The organism is Desulfatiglans parachlorophenolica (assembly GCF_055394735.1).
Genome location: NZ_AP042460.1, coordinates 1,218,571 through 1,239,853, shown reverse-complemented (window position 1 = coordinate 1,239,853; position 21,283 = coordinate 1,218,571). Strand labels below are relative to the sequence as shown.

At 60.8% G+C, this 21,283-nt stretch carries 22 protein-coding genes; 5 read left to right on the top strand and 17 right to left on the bottom strand.

The genetic code is table 11. The features are described 5' to 3' along the window. Nucleotides 1–104 precede the first annotated feature (104 nt). The 5 genes from ACZ500_RS05865 to ACZ500_RS05845 are packed head-to-tail and all read right to left on the bottom strand — an operon-like array spanning nt 105 to nt 4,693. Complete coding sequence (locus tag ACZ500_RS05865) at nt 105–809, bottom strand: ABC transporter ATP-binding protein (protein ID WP_464231580.1); 705 nt, start codon at nt 807–809, stop codon at nt 105–107. Beyond that, the gene (locus ACZ500_RS05860; protein WP_464231579.1) at nt 775–1,521 is read right to left on the bottom strand and encodes an ABC transporter ATP-binding protein; all 747 of its coding nucleotides are present in this window, start codon (nt 1,519–1,521) and stop codon (nt 775–777) included. Before ACZ500_RS05860 ends, ACZ500_RS05865 begins: the two co-directional genes overlap by 35 nt. After that, nucleotides 1,518–2,528, bottom strand: coding sequence for a branched-chain amino acid ABC transporter permease (locus ACZ500_RS05855; RefSeq protein WP_464231578.1), 1,011 nt, complete (start codon nt 2,526–2,528; stop codon nt 1,518–1,520). The genes ACZ500_RS05860 and ACZ500_RS05855 overlap by 4 nt, the downstream gene beginning before the upstream one ends. A 30-nt stretch (nt 2,529–2,558) precedes the next feature. Beyond that, the gene (locus ACZ500_RS05850; RefSeq protein ID WP_464231577.1) at nt 2,559–3,434 is read right to left on the bottom strand and encodes a branched-chain amino acid ABC transporter permease; all 876 of its coding nucleotides are present in this window, start codon (nt 3,432–3,434) and stop codon (nt 2,559–2,561) included. 44 nt (nt 3,435–3,478) lie between these two features. After that, on the bottom strand, nt 3,479–4,693 hold the full coding sequence (locus ACZ500_RS05845) for an ABC transporter substrate-binding protein (RefSeq protein ID WP_464231576.1): 1,215 nt from the start codon (nt 4,691–4,693) through the stop codon (nt 3,479–3,481). Between the two features lie 436 nt (nt 4,694–5,129). On the opposite strand from ACZ500_RS05845, the gene ACZ500_RS05840 reads away from it, so the two are divergent. The 5 genes from ACZ500_RS05840 (at nt 5,130) to ACZ500_RS05820 (ending at nt 8,799) form a co-directional block, all read left to right on the top strand. Then, nucleotides 5,130–6,104, top strand: coding sequence for a ParB/RepB/Spo0J family partition protein (locus tag ACZ500_RS05840; RefSeq protein ID WP_464231575.1), 975 nt, complete (start codon nt 5,130–5,132; stop codon nt 6,102–6,104). Further along, a complete protein-coding gene (locus ACZ500_RS05835; RefSeq protein ID WP_464231574.1) occupies nt 6,101–7,186 on the top strand; it encodes an SPL family radical SAM protein in 1,086 nt (361 codons plus the stop codon). Before ACZ500_RS05840 ends, ACZ500_RS05835 begins: the two co-directional genes overlap by 4 nt. A gap of 47 nt (nt 7,187–7,233) precedes the next feature. After that, a complete protein-coding gene (locus tag ACZ500_RS05830) occupies nt 7,234–7,464 on the top strand; it encodes a NifU family protein (protein ID WP_464231573.1) in 231 nt (76 codons plus the stop codon). Between the two features lie 250 nt (nt 7,465–7,714). Continuing rightward, nucleotides 7,715–8,578 carry a 3-hydroxyacyl-CoA dehydrogenase family protein gene (locus ACZ500_RS05825; protein ID WP_464231572.1) on the top strand — a complete coding sequence of 288 codons (864 nt, stop codon included), beginning with the start codon at nt 7,715–7,717 and terminating at the stop codon, nt 8,576–8,578. A gap of 65 nt (nt 8,579–8,643) precedes the next feature. Next, the gene (locus ACZ500_RS05820; protein ID WP_464231571.1) at nt 8,644–8,799 is read left to right on the top strand and encodes a hypothetical protein; all 156 of its coding nucleotides are present in this window, start codon (nt 8,644–8,646) and stop codon (nt 8,797–8,799) included. A gap of 112 nt (nt 8,800–8,911) precedes the next feature. On the opposite strand, the gene ACZ500_RS05815 is transcribed toward ACZ500_RS05820, so the two are convergent. The 12 genes from ACZ500_RS05815 to ACZ500_RS05760 form a co-directional block, all read right to left on the bottom strand. Then, nucleotides 8,912–9,001: an AURKAIP1/COX24 domain-containing protein gene (locus ACZ500_RS05815; RefSeq protein ID WP_084517006.1), complete on the bottom strand. Its 90-nt coding sequence runs from the start codon at nt 8,999–9,001 to the stop codon at nt 8,912–8,914. Nucleotides 9,002–9,276: 275 nt separating this feature from the next. Then, nucleotides 9,277–10,167, bottom strand: a complete 891-nt coding sequence (locus ACZ500_RS05810; protein WP_464231570.1) for a diguanylate cyclase response regulator — start codon at nt 10,165–10,167, stop codon at nt 9,277–9,279. Between the two features lie 60 nt (nt 10,168–10,227). After that, on the bottom strand, nt 10,228–11,844 hold the full coding sequence (miaB, locus tag ACZ500_RS05805; protein ID WP_464231569.1) for a tRNA (N6-isopentenyl adenosine(37)-C2)-methylthiotransferase MiaB: 1,617 nt from the start codon (nt 11,842–11,844) through the stop codon (nt 10,228–10,230). After that, nucleotides 11,825–12,745, bottom strand: a complete 921-nt coding sequence (locus ACZ500_RS05800; RefSeq protein ID WP_464231568.1) for an NAD(+)/NADH kinase — start codon at nt 12,743–12,745, stop codon at nt 11,825–11,827. The genes miaB and ACZ500_RS05800 overlap by 20 nt, the downstream gene beginning before the upstream one ends. Then, complete coding sequence (gene ade, locus ACZ500_RS05795) at nt 12,732–14,561, bottom strand: adenine deaminase (protein WP_464231567.1); 1,830 nt, start codon at nt 14,559–14,561, stop codon at nt 12,732–12,734. The genes ACZ500_RS05800 and ade overlap by 14 nt, the downstream gene beginning before the upstream one ends. Further along, on the bottom strand, nt 14,528–15,109 hold the full coding sequence (locus ACZ500_RS05790; protein ID WP_464231566.1) for a P-loop nucleotide/nucleoside kinase family protein: 582 nt from the start codon (nt 15,107–15,109) through the stop codon (nt 14,528–14,530). The genes ade and ACZ500_RS05790 overlap by 34 nt, the downstream gene beginning before the upstream one ends. Before the next feature lie 133 nt (nt 15,110–15,242). Further along, entirely contained in the window at nt 15,243–16,238 is a 996-nt protein-coding gene (locus ACZ500_RS05785) for a phosphotransferase (RefSeq protein ID WP_464231565.1), read from the bottom strand. Continuing rightward, the gene (locus ACZ500_RS05780; protein ID WP_464231564.1) at nt 16,235–17,128 is read right to left on the bottom strand and encodes a PHP domain-containing protein; all 894 of its coding nucleotides are present in this window, start codon (nt 17,126–17,128) and stop codon (nt 16,235–16,237) included. Before ACZ500_RS05780 ends, ACZ500_RS05785 begins: the two co-directional genes overlap by 4 nt. Next, entirely contained in the window at nt 17,118–17,723 is a 606-nt protein-coding gene (locus ACZ500_RS05775; RefSeq protein ID WP_464231563.1) for an indolepyruvate oxidoreductase subunit beta, read from the bottom strand. Before ACZ500_RS05775 ends, ACZ500_RS05780 begins: the two co-directional genes overlap by 11 nt. Before the next feature lie 138 nt (nt 17,724–17,861). Next, complete coding sequence (locus ACZ500_RS05770; protein WP_464231562.1) at nt 17,862–18,071, bottom strand: hypothetical protein; 210 nt, start codon at nt 18,069–18,071, stop codon at nt 17,862–17,864. After that, nucleotides 18,058–19,959 (bottom strand): thiamine pyrophosphate-dependent enzyme, encoded by a 1,902-nt coding sequence (locus ACZ500_RS05765; RefSeq protein ID WP_464231561.1) that lies wholly within the window; start codon nt 19,957–19,959, stop codon nt 18,058–18,060. Before ACZ500_RS05765 ends, ACZ500_RS05770 begins: the two co-directional genes overlap by 14 nt. Continuing rightward, entirely contained in the window at nt 19,956–21,017 is a 1,062-nt protein-coding gene (locus ACZ500_RS05760; RefSeq protein WP_464231560.1) for a Coenzyme F420 hydrogenase/dehydrogenase, beta subunit C-terminal domain, read from the bottom strand. The genes ACZ500_RS05765 and ACZ500_RS05760 overlap by 4 nt, the downstream gene beginning before the upstream one ends. Between the last annotated feature and the right edge of the window lie 266 nt (nt 21,018–21,283).

Genomic DNA, 21,283 nt, shown 5'->3' with positions numbered 1-21,283 from the left:
CATCATAGAAACTGCGGCGTTTTCTTGTCAAGCCCAAGCATCACCGGTCCCGGGCGATCCGCCTGACTGGAGGCGTTGAAACGGCCTCTCCTCAGCAGGCGGGATCACAATCCGAGATAGGCCTCACGCACATGGTCATTCTTCAACAGTGCATCCCCCGTCCCTTCGAGGACCACCCGTCCGTTTTCGAGGGCGTAGGCCCGATGGCACATCCTGAGCGTTTGCGTGACGTTCTGCTCCACGAGGAGGACGGTCACCCCCTCCTCGTTTACACGCCCGATCATGGAAAGGATCTCCTGAACAAGGAGGGGCGCGAGGCCAAGGGACGGCTCATCGAACATCATCAACCGGGGAAGCCCCATAAGCCCCCGGCCGATGGCGAGCATCTGCTGTTCGCCGCCCGAGAGGGTTCCGGCCATCTGTTTGCGCCGTTCGAGAAGGCGCGGAAACAGTCGGTAGACGTGTGCGACGCTTTCAGGCCGCTGCGCCTTGGCCCTTCGGCAGAGCGAGCCCATGAAGAGATTTTCCTCCACGCTCATCTCGGAAAAAAGGCGGCGGCCTTCCGGTACGTGCACGATGCCGTGTTCGATGATCTGGTGGGGCGCCAGTCTGTCAAGCTGCACTTCCCCGAAACGGATGCTTCCCTTCCGGGGTTTCAAAAGGCTCGAAATCGTTCGGATGACCGTAGATTTACCTGCACCGTTGGCCCCGATCAGGACCAGGATCTCGCCTTCCCGGACGTGGAAGGAGACATCCCACAGGACCTGCAGATCACTATAAAAGACATCGATGTTCTGCACGGTGAGCATAATCCTCCCCCAGATAGGCCTCGATGACAGCGGGGTGGTGCGCCACCTCGCGGGGCGTTCCCTCCGCGATGGTCCGCCCGAAGTTGATGGCGTGGATGCGGTCGGAGATCGTCATGATCAGCTTCATGATGTGCTCAACGACAATCAAGGTGACCCCTTTTTCCCGAATCCTCCGTATGAGGTCGATCGCCGCCTCGAGCTCGGAGGGGTTCAGGCCCGCGGCGGCCTCGTCGAGAAGCAGCAGGCGGGGTTGAGTGGCGAGGGCCCGCGTAATTTCGAGGCGCTTTCGCTCGCCGATCGGCAGGCTTTTCGCCAGGTCGTCTTTACGGTGAATGAGTCTGCAGAAGGACAGAGTCTCGAGCGCGATCTCCCGCGCCTCGTTTTTCGTCCGCGCGTGTGAAAAGGCCCCGGCGACAACGTTGTCGAGGACGGTCATCCGCTTGAGGGGCTTGACAACCTGGAAGGTGCGGCCGATGCCGAGGCGGCAGATCCTGTGGGTCTTCAGGCCGGTGATGTCCCGCCCCTGGAAGAAGATCCTGCCGCTTGTAGGGGTGTGGTAATGGCTGATCAGATTGAAAAGGGTCGTCTTCCCCGACCCGTTCGGGCCGATCAGGCCGAAGATCTCCCCCTCGGCGACCTCGAAGCTGACGTCGTTCACAGCGGCCAGACCGCCGAAGAACTTGGCCAGGTTTTTGACCTCGAAGAAACTCATCCGAGCACCTTTCTTTCACGACGCCGAAAGAACACCCTCGTGATCCGGCTCCAATCCCCCACGATCCCGTTTGGCAGGACCAGAATCACGATCACGACCAGGACCCCGAATCCGAGCACGTGGGCCTCCATGACGACCTTGGCCGCCGCCTCCACGGCCGACGAACCGGTAAGACCGGCCAGACCCTTGAAAAGGCCGAAGAATCCGGTTCTGAAAAACTCATGCACGGCGACCATGATGAAGGCGCCCACGACCGGGCCGTAGAGGGTTCCGACCCCGCCGACGATCCCGACAAGGATCGCCATGATCGAAATGTCGTGCAGGGAGAACACCACCTCCGGGTCGATGAAGCCCATGTAGTTCATGTACAGGGCGCCGGCCGTCCCGGTCAGAAAGGCTGCGATGTTGAGGGAGCACATCTTGTAGCGATGGGTGTCGATACCCAGGCTCTCGGCGGCATCCTGGTCCTCGCGGATGGAAACGAAATAATATCCCCACTTCGAGCCCATGACGAACTGGACGCTCAGGACCGAGAGGACGGCCATTCCGAGCGCGATGTAGTAGTAGGGGATCTTGGAGACGAAGGTCTGCATGATGAGAAGCCCGACCATGCCGCCGGTCAGAGGCTCCCAGATCGTTGCAATGTGGCGCATGACTTCGTTCAACGCAAGGGAGGCCAGGGCGAAGTAGGCTCCGCGAAGGCGGAAGCAGATCCAGCCGAAGGGGAAAGCCACCGCCATAGCGGCCACGCCCCCGAAGGCCATCGCCCACCAGGCCGAAAGACCGAGCTTGTACACGAACAGCCCGGCCGTGTAAGCGCCCGTTCCGAAAAAGGCCGCATCGCCGAAGGAGACCTGCCCCGTGTAGCCGGCGATCACGTTCCAGCCGGTGCCGATGGCCACCCACATGAGCACTAGGATCATCAGGTGCTGGTAGTAGCTGTCCTGCACGAGGACCGGGAAGAGGATCAACAGGGCAAGCAGAAAGGGCGGTGCGAATCGTCTCATGAGGTCGTCACTCTCCGGGCCCGGGCGCCTTCAGATCTTGGTCAGGCGTTTGAAGCCGCTAGGCAGAAACAGCAGGACCAGGATGAAGATCAGGAGCCCGATCATGTCATCGAATGCCATGCCGATGTAGGTGGCGCCGAATGCCTCCGCGAGTCCGAGGGTCAGTCCGCCGAAGATCGCTCCGACCGTCGAGCCCAGTCCGCCCAGGATGGTGATGACGAAGGCCTTGCGGGTGAAGGGGCTGCCGATATCGGGAAAAAGGTAGTAGATGGGCATGAGGAGAGTTCCGGCGGCAGCCACCAGCGCGGATCCGATGCCGAACGTGAGGATGGTGATGCGTTTGGCGTTGACCCCCATGAGGAGGGCCGCGTCCCTATCCTGGGCGGTGGCGCGGATGGCGCGTCCAAGATCGGTCTTGAGGAGGAACCAGAACATGAAGAACGTGAAGAGGATGGCGATGAAGAAGGCGGCTGTGAGTGCCACGCTGAACGAGATCTCTCCTACGAAAAAACTCGAACTGCTGTAGGCGGTCTGGACCGATTTATAGTCCGAGGAAAAGATGAAACGGGCGATCTCCGTCAGGACCATACCGATCCCGACCGTCATCAGGACCTGATTCTCGGGGAGGAGCGATTCCACCTCCATGAGCGGGTTCAAGGCGTATTTCTGGATCAGGGCCCCGAGCAGGAAAAGGGCCGGCATCGTGATGAAGAGGGCCAGATAGGGGTCCAGGCCAAGGGCGGTAAAGCAGACGAAGGTGATGTACATGGCCACCATCATGAGCTGGCCATGGGCGAGGTTGATGATTCCCATGACCCCCATGATGAGCGACATCCCCATCCCGATCAGACCGTAAAGACCTCCCTTGAGGATGCCCGCCACCAGCGTCTGCATGAAAACGTCCATCGGATCTCTCCCTGGATCGTGTCAGCCGAGCGTTTGCTGCCGCCTCAGCGCTTGTCCCAGGGGGGGAAGGGGTAGACAGGCTCGGCGGTAGCCACGTCTTTGGGCCAGACCGTCTCGAGCCTGCCCTCGATCCACTGCACCAGAAACGTGGGGAGTTTGTTCTGCTGGGTCATCTTGCCGTAGGAGATGAATTTGACCGGTCCGAACACGGTCATCGTGTCCGTTTCGGCGAGGGCGGCCCGCACGCCTTCGGGGGTGAACGTCGGGGCGCGTTTGAGCGCGTCGGCGATGACATACATAGCGGCATAGGCCTCGGCGCCGTGATACTCGGTGGGTGTCCCGTACTTCCCGAAGAACTTGTCGTAGTACTCACGGGCGCCGGGATAGGGCACGGAGGGGGTCCACAGGGTGGCCGAAAACACGAACTCGGAGGCTTCCCCGGCATTGGTTTGAAACTCCGGGAGGGTGAAACCCGCTCCGCCGCCTACGAAGAGCCGCGGATTCAGGTTCAGCTCCTTGGCCTGGCGCATGAGAAGGGCGGCATCCATGACGTAGGATATCATGTAGATGATGTCCGGATCCTTGGACTTGATCTTCACGAGCAGGGGCTTGAAATCCACCGCGCCGGCCTCGTAGCCTTCTTTCATCAGCACATCCAGACCGAACGCCTTGCACTGCTCCATGAACTCCTTGGAGCCTGACTGGCCAAAGAGCGTGTTCTCGTGCAGGATCACCACCGACTTGATCTCCGCCTTTTCCCCGAGGAAGGAATGGAGGGCCTGCGGGTATTCGCTTACGGGGGGATTGAGGCGGAAGATATAGTCCCAGCCCTGCTCCGTGATGTTGTCGGCCGAACCGGTGTTGACGAGGAAGGGGACCTTCCGCTGCTGCGCGACGGCGACGGAGGCCCAGGTCACCGAACTCGAATAGCCGCCCCCGACGACGAGGACCTGGTCTTTTGAAATGAGCTTTTCGATGGCGGATCGGCCGACGTCGGGTTTCCCGGTCGTATCCTCGATGATCAACTGGACCGGTCTGCCGTTGATCCCGCCGGCGGCGTTGATCTCCTCGGCCGCCATCAGGAAGGATTTCTGTTCTATCTCCCCGAATTTGGCGAGTTTGCCGGTCAGGGGGAGCACGACCCCCACCTTGAGCGGCGGCTCCCCGGCAGGGGCCGGCCCTGCATATGCGACAAGAAAGCAGGCTGCAAGAACCAGACACCCGATGAATTTCAGAGCGGCGTTCTTTCTCCCCTTCATGGCAATCCCTCCCTGTTCGCTGGATGTTTGTACTGTTTTTCGGCCGGCAAAATCATCTTCCGGCCGAATGGGACTGTGCAGGCGAAACATGCAAAGAATAATCCTCATTTCCGGATTGGAAACCGGGTTGTGCTGGATGAAGCATTTCCGGATGGATACTATCTTGATGACATCTGTTCGGCGTCTGGATATATATTTCCGAGTGAGCATGGGCTGTCAGCAAAAAACGCGTTTTCAGGCCGGGCATACAAGCGTGCCCCGTGCAAGGAGAGGCACGGATGTGGTGATCGATGCGGGGGGCGCGGATCGCAGGGAAGGGGTTTCCCCGTGCAATCTGCATATGGTGCGGCATGATACGCTTGCTTCAGGAGAAACGCAAATCATTTGGTCAAAGAAAAGAAGGAAGGGATGCAAGGAAGGCATCTGGAGGAAAGACATGAGAAACGAGATCCGAGAAGAACCGCTCCGCCGCTTCGATTCTGAGCCGGGGCCCTTCACCATGAGCTACGGCTTTTCGACCGATGCGCTGGTCCGTTCGATCGAGGCCGTCGGCATCGTTCAACCGCCGCTGGTCCTGGAAACGGCTTCCGAACCTTGGCCGATCGTCTGCGGTTTTCGGCGGATCGCGGCGGCACGCCGGCTGGGGTTGCCCGAGGTCCCCTGCCGGGTGCTGCAGCCGGATGAGCGGAGCACGAGCGAGTGGCTGCTCATCAACCTGCACGATAACCTCGCAACGCGGGGCTTCAACGTGGTGGAGGCGGGGATGGCGCTCGCGCGCCTCGCCGAGCATCAGCCTATCGACGCCCTCAGCCGTGTCTATGCGCCGCTTTTTGGGCTTGCGCCCCGTACGGAGACGGTCCAGTTGTATATCACGGTGGCTTCGAGCCTGGAGCCGCCTTTGAAGGAGTCCCTGGCCTGCGGCGAACTCAGCGTCCCCGCCGTTCGTGCCCTGCTCGCTCGGGGTACGAAGGAGCGAATCGCAATCCACGGCATCATCAAAAATCTAAGTTTAAGCATTAATAATCAGATGCAATTAATAGAATTAATAGATGATATAATACGCATCGAATCGGTCCAGCTTGAGGCTCTCCTTGGATCCCAGGCGCTCGGGGCGATCCTCGAAGACAGGTCGCTGAATGGACCCCAGCGGGGAAAGGCCGTGCTCGCCTACCTCAAGGGCCGTCGCAGCCCGCGGTTCGCCGCCGCAGCCAAGGCGTTTCATCGGCGGATCGCCAGGCTGCCGCTCCCCAGGGGGGCACGTCTCCAGGCGCCGCCGTTTTTCGAGGAGGAGACCCTTCGGCTCGAAATGGCCTTCAAGGATGGGCGCGAGCTCAAAGAAATGCTCAGGGATATCGAAGGAATCGACGGGCTGGAGGAATTGCGGCTCCCTTCCTGGAAGGAGATGCGATGAGCTTTTACCCGATCCGCAAGACGATCGTCGAGCCGGAAAGTGCAGGGGACCCGCTTGCGGCACAGATGACCGAGAGGCTTTCCGCGCTGCCCGGACCGACCTTACGGCGCGGTCCGGCCGATGACCTCGGCAAGGACGTGCTCCATATCCTGAGAAACAAGGGCGTTTTCCTGAGACCCTGCCCCGGCACCAGCCACTATATCTGCTGCGGCTACCGGATCCTCCATGTGGGGACCAACTGCCCGCTCGACTGCAGCTACTGCATCCTGCAGGCCTACTTCAATCAGCCGAACCTGCGCGTCTTCAGCAATCTGGGGGAAAACCTCGCGCCCGTGCTGGCCGAAATCGACGCGCATCCCGATGAGATCTTCCGGGTCGGAACCGGCGAATTCACCGACAGCCTGGCGCTCGATCCGCTGACGGACTGGTCGCGGACCCTGCCGCCGTTTTTCTCCTGCCGGCGCAATGCGATCCTGGAACTCAAGACCAAGACGGATCACATCGAAGGGCTCCTGCGCTCCGATGTCAGAGAAAGGATCATCGTCTCCTGGTCGCTCAATGCCCCGTATATCGCCGCCCGGGAAGAAAAGCGCGCCGCGGGCCTGAAACAGCGCCTCGAGGCTGCCCGTCTCTGTCAGCAGGAAGGATTCACCCTGGGGTTTCATTTCGACCCGATGGTCGAACATCCCGATTGGGAGGAGGGGTATGCGCAGACGGTCGAGCTGATGGACCGCTATATCGACCCGAAAGGGATCATCTGGATCAGCCTCGGGAGCATGCGCTGCATGCCTCAGCTCAAACCGATCATCCTCCGCCGCCACCCCGGGACCTGCGTCCTCGACGGGGAGTTCGTGACGGGGCTGGACGGGAAGCTGCGCCTCTTCCGGCCGATCCGGGTCGGGCTCTACGCCCGGATGGCCGCCCTCCTCGAGCGATGGTACCCGGATCTGGGCCTTTACCTCTGCATGGAATCGGATATGGTATGGCGCGAGTCTTTCGGCTGGTCGCCCGGCGATTCGCAGGGCCTCAAGGCCTTCCTGGACGGCCGGGTAAAGCGCTTTTTTGGTTGGTCTCCCTCCTGAATTTGTGTTATGAACCAATTTTTAATGTCAAGGAGAGGAGGCCTACCATGGAGACGCTCAAAGAGAAGGTTCAAAAGGCGCTGGAGAAGGTCCGCCCGTCGCTTCAGGCCGATGGGGGAGATGTGCAACTGGTGGATGTGACTGAGGACGGCGTCGTGAAGGTGCAGTTGATGGGCGCCTGCGGCGGGTGTCCCATGTCCCAGATGACCCTCAAGATGGGAATTGAAAAGATCCTTAAGCACAATGTGCCTGAGGTGAAACGGGTCGAACAGGCCTAGAACGAGGGATATGCCTCCGGCCCGAGGGCGGGGAGACGCCGGGAAGAGCCTCAGGTGCTCTGAAATGGACGGCGACGGTCTCGGCGCCCCAATCGAAGAAGAAGGTCATGCGGTCTTCGTGCGGAGACGGGGGCAGCGAGAAATGTCCCGGCCGGATGTCCCGGCCGGGAAATCGTAACGGCAGAAGGCGGGAAGCCGCCTACCTGCGCGGAAAACCCATGCGAAGTCGAGAAGGAGGATGACAAGGATTATGGAGATCAAGAAAATCGGCGTGATTGGAGCCGGAACGATGGGTAACGGTATTGCACAGACTGCGGCATTGATCGGCTGCGACGTGGTGCTGCGCGATGTCCAGGATGTTTTTGTCGAGCGCGGCATGAAGAATATCGAGAAGTTCCTCACCAAGAGCGTCGAAAAAGGCAAGATGCAAGCCGCCGAAAAGGACGCCGTCCTGGGTCGCATCAAGGGCACCACCGATATAAAGCAGCTCAAGGATGTGGACTTCGTGGTCGAGGCGGTGATCGAGGACCTGGATCTCAAGAAGAGCGTTTTCAAAGAACTGGATGAAGTGTGCCGGCCGGAAGTGATCCTGGCCTCCAACACGTCTTCGATGTCGCTCACCGAGATCGCCGCGGCCACCAAACGGCCCGACAAGGTTTGCGGCATGCACTTTTTCAACCCCGTTCCCCTGATGAAACTCGTGGAGGTCATCCGGGGTTTTGCGACCAGCGACGAGACCGTGGCTGCCACGACCGCGCTCGCCAAGAAGATGGGCAAGATCACGGTCGAGGTCAAGAAGGATTCCCCCGGCTTCATCGTCAACCGGATCATGATTCCGCACATGCTCGAAGCGATCAAGATCGTCGAAGAGGGGATCGCCAGCATCCCGGACGTCGACGTCGCCGTCAAGAACGGGTTGAATTACCCCATGGGTCCCTTCGAACTGATGGACCTGACGGGGATCGACATCGCCTACTTCGTGACGGAGTATTTCTATAAGGAACTGAACAAGGAATCGAAATGGGTCTCGCCGAATCTGCTCAAAACCATGATCAGGGCCGGCAAGCTCGGACGGAAAACCGGCGGCGGGTGGTATGACTACAGCCAGAAGTAGCCGATAAGCGCCTCGAAAGCGATGGGGCACCGCATTCGATTCGGTGCTCCCATCCGGGGACACCGATGAGTGAACCGCTGAAAGAGCACACCCTGAACCCTGAGGGGCTGCTCAAGATAGCATCTAATCTAAAGGGAACTCAGAGAGAGCCTGCGTCCGAGGGGTTCGGATCGAATACACAGCGTCCCCTCGAGGGCCTGGCGGCATCTCTTGAAAGCTGACAGGACATCGTTCCGGTCCCGAAACACCCATGACCAAACAGCAAGGCAGGCGGGGAAATCAACCCCGGCCTGCCTTTTTGTATGGGTGACCACCTTCCCCGAAGGGAAGGGGTTACTTGTTTTTATGCCGCATCTTTTTCTTGAGCTTACGGTATTTATGCTTTCTGATCTTTTTCCGCCGCTTTTTGACCACACTGCCCATTCACGTAACCTCCCAGAAATAAGATCGTTGTTTCTACTATTTGCCGGGCTGAATGTCAAGAGGATAAAAGAGCGAAACGCATTTGGCTGCGGATTGAAGAGGCGCCCGCGATGCACGATCGCATTCGCGTAGGGAGCAACCTGCTGATAATATTGCAAACAACGCCGTTTTCCGCCTGGATGGGCCGTCGGCCGCACCAGGATAAATCCAGCCAGGGGTAAGTTTACATAATATACATTATCAGACGTAAAATCGTCACTCCAGGCAGGGCGGCCTTATGGTGCGACCCCATCGCCGTTCAGCGCAACCCCTTTAGCCTGATAAAGACGGCTGTCCGCCAGCGCGATCAGGGCCTCCGGATTCATGCCGTCGGCCAACACGGCATGTCCGAGGGTCACGCTGATGTTGCACTCTTCCTGTACCCCGCTCCTGATGCGCATGCCGATCCGCTCGGCTATCGGGGCGTCCGCGTCGACGAGGATGACAGCGAACTCGTCGCCGCCGTAGCGATAGGCTGAATCGACCCCATCGCGGATGCGGCTTCGAATGACTCCGCCCACACGCTCGAGCAATCGGTCTCCGGCTATATGCCCGTAGCGGTCGTTGAAGGCCTTGAATACGTCGAGATCCAGGAGCACGAGTGAAAGCGGATATTTTTGCCGGGCCGCCCGGGTGATCTCTTGTTCGAGGACCTTATAAAAATGCCTCCGGTTGAAAAGCCCTGTCAGGGTATCGGTGATCGAGAGGGTCAAGAGTTCGAGGGCCCGATCCCGTTCGATGACGGCGCGCAGGATCTTGGCCTGCAGTTCCTCCAGTTCGAAGGGCTTGCGAAGGAAATCCGTCGCACCCGCCTGGACAGCACTCATATACCCGTAGTCCTGGGCGTAGCCGGTGACGGCTATGCACAAAATCTCCGGCCGGAGTCGGCGCGCCTCCCGGATCAGTTCGAAGCCGTCGATCCGGGGCATGCGCAGATCAGCCACAAGAAAGGTGTACAAACCGTTCTTGAGTTTCTTCAGCCCCTGCTCCGGCTCCGAGCACGTGTCGACAGGATAGCCCCAACTGGAGATCGCTTCCTGCAGGACCTTCAGGATATACGGATTGTCATCGACCAGGAGAAAGCGTTCTCTTTGTGGGTCGATTGCCCTTTTTCGATGGTTATCCATGGCTTATGCGTCTTCTGGCCGCTCGAAAAGACCCGGGTAAGGCTGGGTTTCGTCTCATCCTCATTCGAGGGCTTCACCCCGCAGGGAATGGATAAAGGATTCCTTAACTAAAACATTAATAATCTTATTCAACCATTTTTTACTATAAGTAAAATTGACGACCTTATTGCAGCCCGTGCGGCCTGAGAGCTGCGTCCCGCGGCGGCTTTCCCCCTCCACGAGGACTTCGACGACGGAGCCGATCAACGCCTGGTTCCGCCGCAGGGTGATTGTCTCCTGGATGCCCTGCAACGTTTCGAGCCGCGCCGCCTTTTCCGCTTCCGGGATCTTTCGATCCATGTCCGCGGCAGCCGTTCCCGGTCGGTCGCTGTATTTGAAGGAGTAAAGATTGTCGAATTGGATTCGTTCGATCAGGTCGAGCGTCTGCTCGAAGTCCTCCTCGGTCTCGCCGGGAAACCCGACCATCACATCGCTTGTCAACGCGATGGCGGGCTGCGCCTCGCGCAGCTTCTCCACCAGCCGAAGGTAATCTTCCCGTGAATAGCGGCGCCCCATGCGCTTGAGAATCCGATCGCTCCCGGCCTGGAACGGCAGGTGGATATGGGGGCAAAGCGTCGGGAGGTTTCCGAAACAGGCGATCAAGTCGTCGGAGAGATCTTTCGGATGGGATGTGGTGAAGCGCAGGCGCAGCAGCCCTTCGCGCTCCGCGACCGCGCGCAGGAGATCGGGGAATCGCCGGATCCGACCGGTTTCCCAGCGGTAGGAATTCACGTTCTGCCCCAGAAGCGTCAGTTCCTTGACGCCCTCCGCAAGGAGGGCATCGGCCTCGGCAAGGATATCGGATGGGTCGCGCGATCGCTCCCGGCCTCGCACATACGGGACGATGCAATAGGTGCAGAAGTTGTCGCACCCCTGCATGACCGCGATGAACCCGCTCACCCTCCCCTTGAAAAAACCGTCCTCCGGCTCGGGGTCGAGCGGAAAATCGGATGTGCCGATTGCAACCAGGGGCTCAGCGGGATCCTCTTCGAGGCGGGCCAGAAGGCTCGGGAAAGTGCCGAGGGCACGGGGGCCCATGACCAGATTCAGGGTCGGGAAGCGCCTGAGGAGTTCCGCACCCCGTTGTTGGGCGAAGCACCCCATGATCCCGAGGATCATGTCGGGGCGCCGGTTCTTGAGGGAGGCCATCCGGCCCAGCATGCTGACGGCCTTGTGCTCCGGTTTTTCGCGCACCGAACAGGTGTTGATCAGGACCAGGCGGGCGTTACGGGGGTCGGTGACAGGCTCCCATCCGGCCCTCATCAGCATGCGGGCGGCCGTGTCGGAGTCATAGACGTTCATCTGGCAGCCCATGGTGACGATGTGGAAGCCGCCCTTTCCGGGCGCAGCGATCTGCTGCCGGAGCGAGGTCTGCGCTGGGCGATCCTCCCCCGCTGCATCGGGTGTTTTCAACGCGTCCAGTTCTTCGATCAAAAGTCCTTCCCCTGTTTTGAGGGATGCGATCAACTCGGCGACCTCCGCCTCGCACCCGGGGGCCACACTGACCGATATGAAGGCCTCGCGGGGGTCCAGGGTCGTCACCGCAGCCATCCCATCGTAGGATTCGAGCGTATAACGGATGTAGCTGATCTCGCGGCGCTCGACCCGGAAGAGGCGCTTACTGGTCTCTTTTGCCATTGAAGGTGGCCCCGCCCCACATCAATTTACGGCGCAGGAGCTTGAAATAGTTGTGATAAGGCGGCAGCAGCAGCCGGATCCCCTGACCGGCCTCGGCGATGGAGACCTCGTCCCCGTACCGCAGTTCAAACCCGATCTGGCCGTCGAAGGTCAACAGGACCCGCTCCTCGCTTTCCTTACCCATGGTGATGTGGATGGTCGTGTCTCTGCTCGGTACGATAATCGGGCGGTTGGTCAGTGTGAAGGGGCAGATGGGCGCCAGGATGAAGCATTCGAGCGTCGGATAGACGATAGGTCCTCCAGCCGACAGATTGTAGGCGGTCGATCCGGTGGGGGTGGAGATGATGAGTCCGTCGGCGCGAAACGTCGTCAGCAGGGCGTCGTCGATGCAGACATCGAGGTCGATGATCCGCGCCAGGGCGCCCTTGTTGATGACGACGTCGTTCAGCACCTGGAAACGGCAGACCTCCCTCTCCCCGCGATGGACGCGGGTCTCGAGCATAGAGCGCCTTTCCACGTCCAGGCGGCCGGCGATCATCAGGGCAATGACGCTGTAGAGGTCGCGGAGGGGTGTCGCCGTCAGGAAGCCCAATCCGCCGAGATTGACGCCAAGGAGGGGAACGCCGTACCGCCCCACCTGTCGCGCTGCACCGAGCAGCGTGCCATCCCCCCCAAGCACCACCACCCAATCGACCGTCTTGGGGATCGAGGTCGCTTCCTCCTCCGGGTGGTAGCGAGACCCGACCGCAACCATTTCCTCCGTATAGACCCGGATGCCACGCTCATGGAACCATTTCTCGAGCTCCATGGCCGCCTGACGCGCAGGCTCGTGGTGGTGTTTGTAGATGATGCCCACCGAGGATTGCGGCTTCACAGCGCTCTGGAGATTACCGTTCTTCATGGGCCTGGCCAGAGGAGGTGGAGGCGCCGTTGCCCTGTCCCTGCGCAGGGAAGACCGGCACGACCGCAAAGCGGTTTACGTCGACGAGCCCTTGATCGGTCAGTTTGAGTTCGGGGATAACCGGCAGGGCAAGAAAAGAGAGCGCCATGAAGGGTTCGGGGACCGTGGCGCCGAGTTCTGAGGCCCGGTCTTTGGCTGCCCGGATCTTTTGAACGAGTTCCTCGAAAGGCGCTCGGGTCATGAGTCCCGCGACCTCCAGAGAGACCTCTGCGAGAACGCGGCCTTCAGCAGCCACCACCAGTCCGCCGCCCATATCCCGAACGCGCATAACGGCCTGGTGGATCGAGGCGTCGTCGACGCCGACCGCAATGACATTGTGGGAATCATGGGCCACGGACGATGCCAGAGCGCCCCGCTCGAGGCCGAAACCCTGAACCAGGCCGAGCCCGATCCGCCCGCTTGCCTTGTGCCGTTCGACGACGCAGAGCTTGAGGATGTCGTTCGCGACGTCGGTCTGCACCCGGGCCTGCACGGCGGGAACGGGCAGGGTCAAAACCCGGGTGATCAACTCACCGGGGACGAGCCCGATCACACGCGCTTCACCGCCCGGGTGGGGCATGCCGAGGCGCTCGGGCGTGAACGGGGCGATTCGAAGCGGTTCGGGGAAAGGCGGACGAACCGGAGCCCGGTCGGTGACGCCCCAAGGTTGAATGCCGGTCAAGCGTCCCTCCTCCGCCACCAGGATCCCATCTTTGTAGACAGCCTGGATCTCGAAGCTCTCGAGTTCCTTTGCGACGGCGATATCCGCTCGATATCCGGGCGCAAGGGCCCCTCTCCGACGCAGTCCGAAATAGTGCGCGGGGTTGATGGTTGCCAGGCGGACCGCGGTGACCGCGTCGAGCCCCAATTGCACGGCCCTGCGCAAAAGGTGGTCGAGATGTCCGCGCTCCGCAAGGTCTTCGGCGTGCAGATCGTCGTGCACCAGACAGAAGCGATTCCAGTTCGCCCGGTTGACGAGTGGAAGCAGCGCGGCGAGGTTCCGGGCGCTGGTCCCTTCCCGGATCATCAGCATCATTCCCGCCTCCACCTTCTCGCGACCCTCGGCCAAGGCGAAGCTTTCGTGGTCCGAACCGATCCCCGCGGTCACATAGGCCTGGAGATCCCTTCCCGTCAGGCCGGGGCTGTGTCCGTCCACGACGCGATTCCGGAAGAGATCGATCTTGCGCAAGACCTCTTCGTCGCCCGCGAGGACCCCGGGGAAATTCATCATTTCGGCAAGGCCCAGGATCCGGGGTTCATAAAGAAGGGGGGCCAAGTCCCCTGCGTGCAGCTCTGCCCCGGAGGTTTCCATGTGCGTGGCGGGTACGCAGGAAGGCGCCATGAAAAAGAAGTCGAAGGGGATATCGCGGCTGTCCTCGAGCATCAGGCGGATACCGTCCATGCCCATGACATTGGCGATCTCGTGGGGGTCGGCGATCAGCGCCGTGGTACCGTGTACGACGAGGGCAGCGCCAAGCGAGCGAGGCATCATCATGCTGCTTTCGATATGCAGATGCCCCTCGATGAATCCAGGCAAAAGGAAGCTTCCGGAAACGTCCCGCTCTTCGGCCGCTAGGTAACCCTCCCCGAGTCCGACGATGACCCCGTCTTTGACCGCGAGATCGCGGACAGCGATTTCCCCCGAAAAGACATTGACGACCGAACCACCGCGCAGGACGAGGTCCGCAGGGCTCTCTCCCCGCGCCGCGGCAATCCGTCTTCTCTGCAACTCGATCCGCTCGTTCATGGCCTCTTTTGCCGGTCGATCACCAACCATTCCTCGGTGAGGTCGGATGAGGTGTCCACCAGCAGGTGCATCAACGGTGTCGTCGGAAAAAGACCCAGCAGGTCATTCAGGTCGACCGGTTCGAACTTCTTCACATTGTTGTCGTAGGCCTGTTCGGTCAGCGCATTGGATTCGTAGTTTTCCTTGGTCCGATTGGAGATCCGCCGGAGCGAGACCTCTCGGGGGCACTGGGTCTGCTGGATCACCAGGTTCATTCCGGCCCCGGCGGCTACCTCTCCAGCCCGCCTTCGAAGCGCCTGGGTGACGAAGGTCGCATCCAGGATGATGCCTTGGCCCTGCGAGGCCAGTTCGTGCGCCCGTCGAAACATCTCGTCGTAGACAAGGGTCCGCTTCTGAAAGTTGGAGGCGACCTTCTCGTCGAAGATGTCCTCGTTCTTCAGGACGTCCAGGCGGATCAGATCCGAGCGCAGGATCGTGTAGCCCAGCAGATCGGCGATGACTTCGGTCGTCTCGGTCTTGTAGCTCGCAGGCAACCCGCAGGCGATCAGGACGCTTCGAGGCTCCAGGTTATTTTGCATAAAAGGGACAAAGGGTTCACGCATATTCGACTCACCTCATGGAAAAATTTCCGCTCTGAAGCACCGGCCTCCGGGCCCGGGGTCCGGGATAGATCAGGCGAAGCCGGTGAAAAAAAGACCTTCCCGGATGGATCTAGATGTAGCCTCCAGCCAGCTCGAAATAGGCCCGGGCGGTTTGGGCCGCCTTCTCCTTGGCCTCATTCCGGATGTTGGGATCGTCCAGCTGAAAACTGATGACCTTTCCCCTGACAAACGCCCTGTAGACCTTGTAAAACGTCAAGAGGTCGTGCCGATCGCCTTCTTCTGCGAATCTTCTATAGGCATCCCAGAAGATCTCGGAGAACGAGCCGCCCCCGTGATAGTCGAGGTCCATCATCAGGAATGCGACGTCGGCGAGCGTATCGCTGTAACGGAAACGGTCGTTGAACTCGATGCAGTCGAAGATGGGGATTCCTTCGGTCAAGCAAATATGTTCCATATGGAGATCCCCATGGCAGTCGCGGATCTTCCCGGCGGCGATGCGCTCCTCGAAGAGCGCCGCCTGAGCGCGGTAGAAGACGTCGGTCCACTGCCGCAGCGCCTCGAACAGAGGCCGGTCGATGCTGATCCCGCAGTATTTTTCGACCTGGGCGAAGTTTTCGTCGGTGTTCACGCGGAAGGCCTCCGCTCTCCCGAACGTATCGATTTCAGGGGATCTGCGCGCGCTCCGGTGGAAATTCGAGAGCACCCGGGCGATGTCCTCCAGATGCCTCTCGTTCAGTTCACCGCGCCGAAAGACCGCCTTCATCAAACGCTCCTCCGGGATCCGGCGCATCTTCACCGCATAGTCCACCACCTCTCCGCGCTCGGCGCCCACGCGGTGTCTGAAGCCGTCAAAGACGACCGGGACCACCCCTTCGTAGATCTCAAGCGCCAGACGGCGGTTGAGAAGCACCTCCTGACGACAGGCATGCGCGCGCTTGCCGAGGCTCGTGAAGTCCAGAAAACCGAAGTCGACCGGCTTCTTCACCTTGTAGACGAAGGCGTCGGCGATAAAGACGAGCGAGATGTGCGTCTGGACCAGGGTAACGCTGCCCGTTTCATCCGGCAAGGCTGCGGGGTCGAGGAGATCGTCGATCATGGCGCTCATGCGGTCCTCCTTTCGAGATGAACCCCGAACTGCTCCGCGACATAGAGCGGCACCTGGATATTCCCCATGATGACCGGGTCCTGGTGACAGTCCGAACCGCCCGTCACCATCAGCCCCTCCCGGCGGGCAAAGGCAAGGTAGGCGGCGGTGGTGCCGGGGTCGTGGCGCGAGTGCCAGCACTCGATCCCGTCCAGGTAGGGCAGCAGCCTCCGGCGGATGATCTCCTGCTGCTCGTTCAGATCCGGGGTCAGGGCGAAGAGCGAGGTTCCATTGGGGTCGCTCGGATGGGCCAGCATAAGGCGGCCGCCCGCTCCGTGGACGAGTTCGGCCGCTTCTTCCAGCAAAAGGGGCATTTTGGGGACATCGCAGCGCACCAGATAGCGGTCGAAGGCCTCCTGGCGGGTGTGGACAATACCCTTCCGGACCATGTAATGGGCGATATGAGGCCTGCCGAAGCTGCCGTCGACCGTCGCCTCGATCGCCTCCATGTCCTCGGCGGCGAAAGGCGCCCTCCCCTCGCGGGCGAATTCTTCATTGATCCGTTCGAGGATCTTTTCCGCGCGGGTGCGCCGGAAGGCCTTCAACTGCAAGGTCTTGTCGAGAAGCCGCTGATCGGCGGCGTCATAGCCGTAGCCGAGGAGATCCAGCGAAACCGCTTTGCCGCCGCGGTAGGCCGGATCCGAGAAGGTGATGTTCAGCTCCACCCCGGTCAGGTACCGCAGGCCCAGCTGCCCGGCTGCCGCTTCGATGCTTTCCTGACACTCGACCGAATCGTGGTCCGTGATGGAGAGCATCGTAATCCCGCGGCGGCGTGCCTCGCGCAGGATCTCTCCTGCCTCCATCTTGCCGTCCGAGCAGGTGCGCGAGTGGATATGAAGATCAATTTTCATAGGAAAGGACCATCTCGCGGCCGGTTTGAAGGGCCCGACGGTTCGGTTCGAGCTTTGAGGCCGGGAAGAGCTCTCCGATGACAGCCTCGACGTCAGCCGGCACGACCGGCATGCCTTCCAGTGCGCAAAGGGCGCCCAACATCACCATATTCAGCATGATCGGTCCGCCGAGCTCGATCGCCCGGCGTGTACCTTCGAGCCAGTAGAGCCTTTTGGCGCAAGCCTCGAGCGTTGCACGCATCCAGTCCGAATCGGGATAAGCGACATCTCCGGCGATAACGTTCAACGGGTAGATCGGGCGAGCATTGACGATGAAGGTGCAGTCGTCGTTCCCGAATTCGGAGAGGATCCGGACGGTCTCGAGCGGTTCGAGCCCCACCACCACGTCCGCGCGGTTGGGCGGAATGATCGGGCTGTAGAGCCGCTCATCCGAGAGGCGCACGTGGCTCATGACCGGTCCGCCGCGCTGGGAAAGACCGAAGGTTTCCCCGATGGTCACCTCCAGCCCCTTCTTGACCGCGGCGCGGCCGAGGATCTGCGAGGCCAGGACATTCCCCTGGCCGCCTACCCCTGTAATGATCAGATTCAACAGCATGATTCCCTCGGTATGCGTAAGCGTAATCAAATACGCCGTCTGCCGGAAAGGTCTATTTAGTGTCTATCCAGAAATGATTTCCCGGTACAACCCAGTTTCCAATCCGGAAATGAGGATTTTTCTTCACCGCTTCGCCGCTCAGTCCCACCGCTCCGCGGCGGGTCCCGGTTTCTTCACCGCTTCGCCGCTCAGTCCCACCGCTCCGCGGCGGGTCCCGGTTTGGCCAATATCAAGAAAATCAAGCGTTTGCGCGGAGGCGACCTGTGGGTTGCCGCACAAGCAAACGTGCAGATTGACGCCGAGATTGGCCAAAAAGACCCTTTCCGGATGGAAACTATTCAGGTTCACGGATGATGGCGGATTGCGGGCAGATGTCGGCGCAGATGCCGCAGCCCACGCAGATCACCTCATCGATCCGGGATTTCTGCATCTCCTCGTCCCAGACGAGGCCGGGGCAGCGGAAGATACGGGTGCAGTACCGGTTGCAGCCGCAGGATTCCCCCAGGCACTTCTCCTGATCCACATGCATGCGGAAGGGGAACCCCCCTTCCCTCCCCTGAACAAGGGCACATTTTCGCTTCAGGATCAAAACACGCGGCCCCCCTTGCTGCATCAACCTGTACAGGGTCTCGGCAGTCTCTTCCATCCTGTAAGGATCGGCGACGGCCACCGTGATCCCCAGCGACCGGCACAAGGCCTCTACGTCAACCGGTTCGGTAGGGTTCCCCATGGCTGTCCTTCCAGTCCCGGGATGAGGCTGAAAACCCGTCATGGCGGTGGTGCTGTTGTCCAGGATGAGAAGCAGGATGTCCGCCTGGTTGAATTTCGCGTTGACGAGCCCGGGCAACCCCGCGTGGAAAAAGGTGGAATCCCCGCATACCGTCACCACAGGCTGATCGAACCCGAGGGTAGTCAGCTTACCATACCCGCAGGCCAGACCGATGCCGGAGCCCATGGCATGAACGGATTTGACCTGACTGAAACCCGTGGGCCAGATGCCCATCGTGTAGCACCCGATGTCGCCCGAGACGAACCCGTCCCGGCCGTCCCAAGCGAGAGCCTTTTTAATGGCGTAGTAGGATCCCCTGTGCGGGCAGCCCGGGCAGAAGCCGAACTCGCGCTGCGGGAGCGAATCGCCGATCAGCGCCGCCACCTTATGACGGTAAGTCGCATCCCGCCAGTCGATCCCGAAAAACGCCCCCATCACCTCCATGAGGTGCGCGGGGGTCAACTCCCCGCACGCCGGGATATGCCCCGAGTTCTTCCCGAAAAACTCACGGACCCCGATGCGCGCGCCCAGATCGGCCACGAGCGTCTTGACCAGGTCCTCCACGAACGGATCGACGTCCTCGGCGAAAAGGACACGGGTCGATCGTTCCAGGTGCCGCGCGACGAGTTCTGCTGGAAGAGGCCAGGTGGTCCCCATCTTGAGGATCCCGACCTTTGCGCCGAGATCGAGCAGGTCTCGCGCCTCGGATGCGTAGCTCCAGGCGCAGCCGGAGGCAATCACCAGGAGCTCGGGCTTTTCAGGACCTTCATAGTCGTTGAAGGGCGATTCCTCGAAGAGGCGCGCCGCCTTCTCGAGCTTCCGGTGGCGCTCCGCGTGCTTGGCGACGACCGGAAACGTGTGGAAGGCGTGCTTGGGGTCGAACCAGGGGCGCGTCTCGAGAGCGGGAAGCGCTCCCACCTGCACGCAGGAGCGCGTGTGAGAAAGCCTCGATACGCTCCTGAGCATGACCACGTTTGAGATCTCCTCCGAAAGCTCGAAGGCCCAGCGGGTCATTTCCAGGGCCTCCTGGGGCGTTGCGGGCTCAAGGAGCGGGATGTCCGTCATACGCGCGAACAGCCGCGCATCCTCCTCGTTTGTGCTGGAGATGCCGGATGGATCGTCGCACGAGATGAGAACGATGCCCGCCTTGGTGCCGGACAGGGTCAGATTGGTCAGAAAATCGGAGGCGACGTTCACGCCGTTCTGCTTCATGCTGACCACAGCGCGGCACCCCGCGAAGGAGGCGGCTGTCGCCGCCTCGAGCGCAACCTTCTCGTTGGTCGACCACTCGACATACATCGGCAGGTCTTTGCTGCACTCGGCCAGGGTTTCGAGGATCTCCGAGGAGGGATTTCCCGGATAGGCCGCGCAGAAAACCGCCCCTCCCTCCAGGACCCCGCGCGCAATGGCCTCGTTCCCCTGAAGAAGCACTCTCTCGCCTGCATGAAAGGCTGCGATACGGTTCATGATCGACCTCCGCGAAGCTCGGAGAGGGCCTCTTCCCCTCTCCGACGCTTGTTTCGGGCCGCTTCCCCGAGGTGTTCGAGATTGGCGTCGGGCAAGGGCCGATGCTCCAGAAGACCGGCGGCACACGCATCCGCGAAGAGCTGTCGGCCGGTCTCCGTCCGGACCAGAACGGTGTTCCAGCCCGGGTATCCCTCAGCGGCACCGATCGAAATATCCGCCCATTCCGCAGTCATATCCCGGCAAATCCGGCATCCTTTCTGGATGGCCGGCCGGATATCGTCCAGAGGGAAGCTTCTCAGACCCTGAGGGGTTTCGACATCGAAACGCGCCGCAGGCGGCGGCGGAATATCGTATTTGCGGACGGGCGCGTCAATCCCCTTCCCCTTCAGAAAATCTCTGAGCCTGCGGTAATCGAGGGCCCATGTGCAGAAAAGGCCAAGCTTGACTGCGACAGCCCGGCTTCGTTCGGCACCGTCAGGCTGGACGCCGGCCATCTTTTCAAGGGCCAACATCTGGCAGGGAAGCCCGGCTACGGCCATGCGGTTGTTCCCATTACCGAAGGCGCGGTTCACCGCCGCCAATGCCCCGGCGGAGCTGTAGCGGGAACCTGCACAGACGAGGATCTCTTCCCGGCTCCGGGCCAGGGTTCCCGCCGGCGCATCGGATGCCCCTTTCGTGGTGAGAACGGCGCTTTCGACGAGCCTTGTTTCGAGTGCCCGGATGAGAAGCGACGAGATGATACCGCCGTATTGACTTCGAGCAGTGATCGCGTCATCCTTGGCTCTGGCCATGTGGATTTCGAGGCACACGCCGATCCCGGGGGGCGTGCATGCGTCGTTTTCGGCGCATCCGGCCTTTTCGGGCCCGCCGCCGCACTGCGGGCAGATCTGATAACAGCGGCTGTTCTCCGCATGGCACCGATCGATCACCACGATCCGTCCGTCCTTGAATTCCTGATAGGGGCAAAGGCCGACGCAGGCTCCACAGCCGACGCAAAGCCCCGGTGCAATGACCTGTTCGATCAGGCCGGCTTGCCCTCCACTAAGGCTGGGTTGCATGGAAGATCCCCTCGCAATGAGTTTTGACGCAGTTTTATATGAGCGGAGGCACGATGGTCAAGTCAGAAATTGGCCATACAAACCTTTCCAGGTGGAAACGGGCCGGGGTACATGAGCGTGGGGGTAAAGAAGATCAAGCTGGCTGCCGCGGGAGAGGGTCCCCGGCAAAAAAGCCTTTCCAGTCGACTGTTTTTACCCTGATTCCTCCCACGGGCGTTCCGGCGCCTCCGCTGTGATGAAGGGATTACGCGCCGGACGGGTTGCTG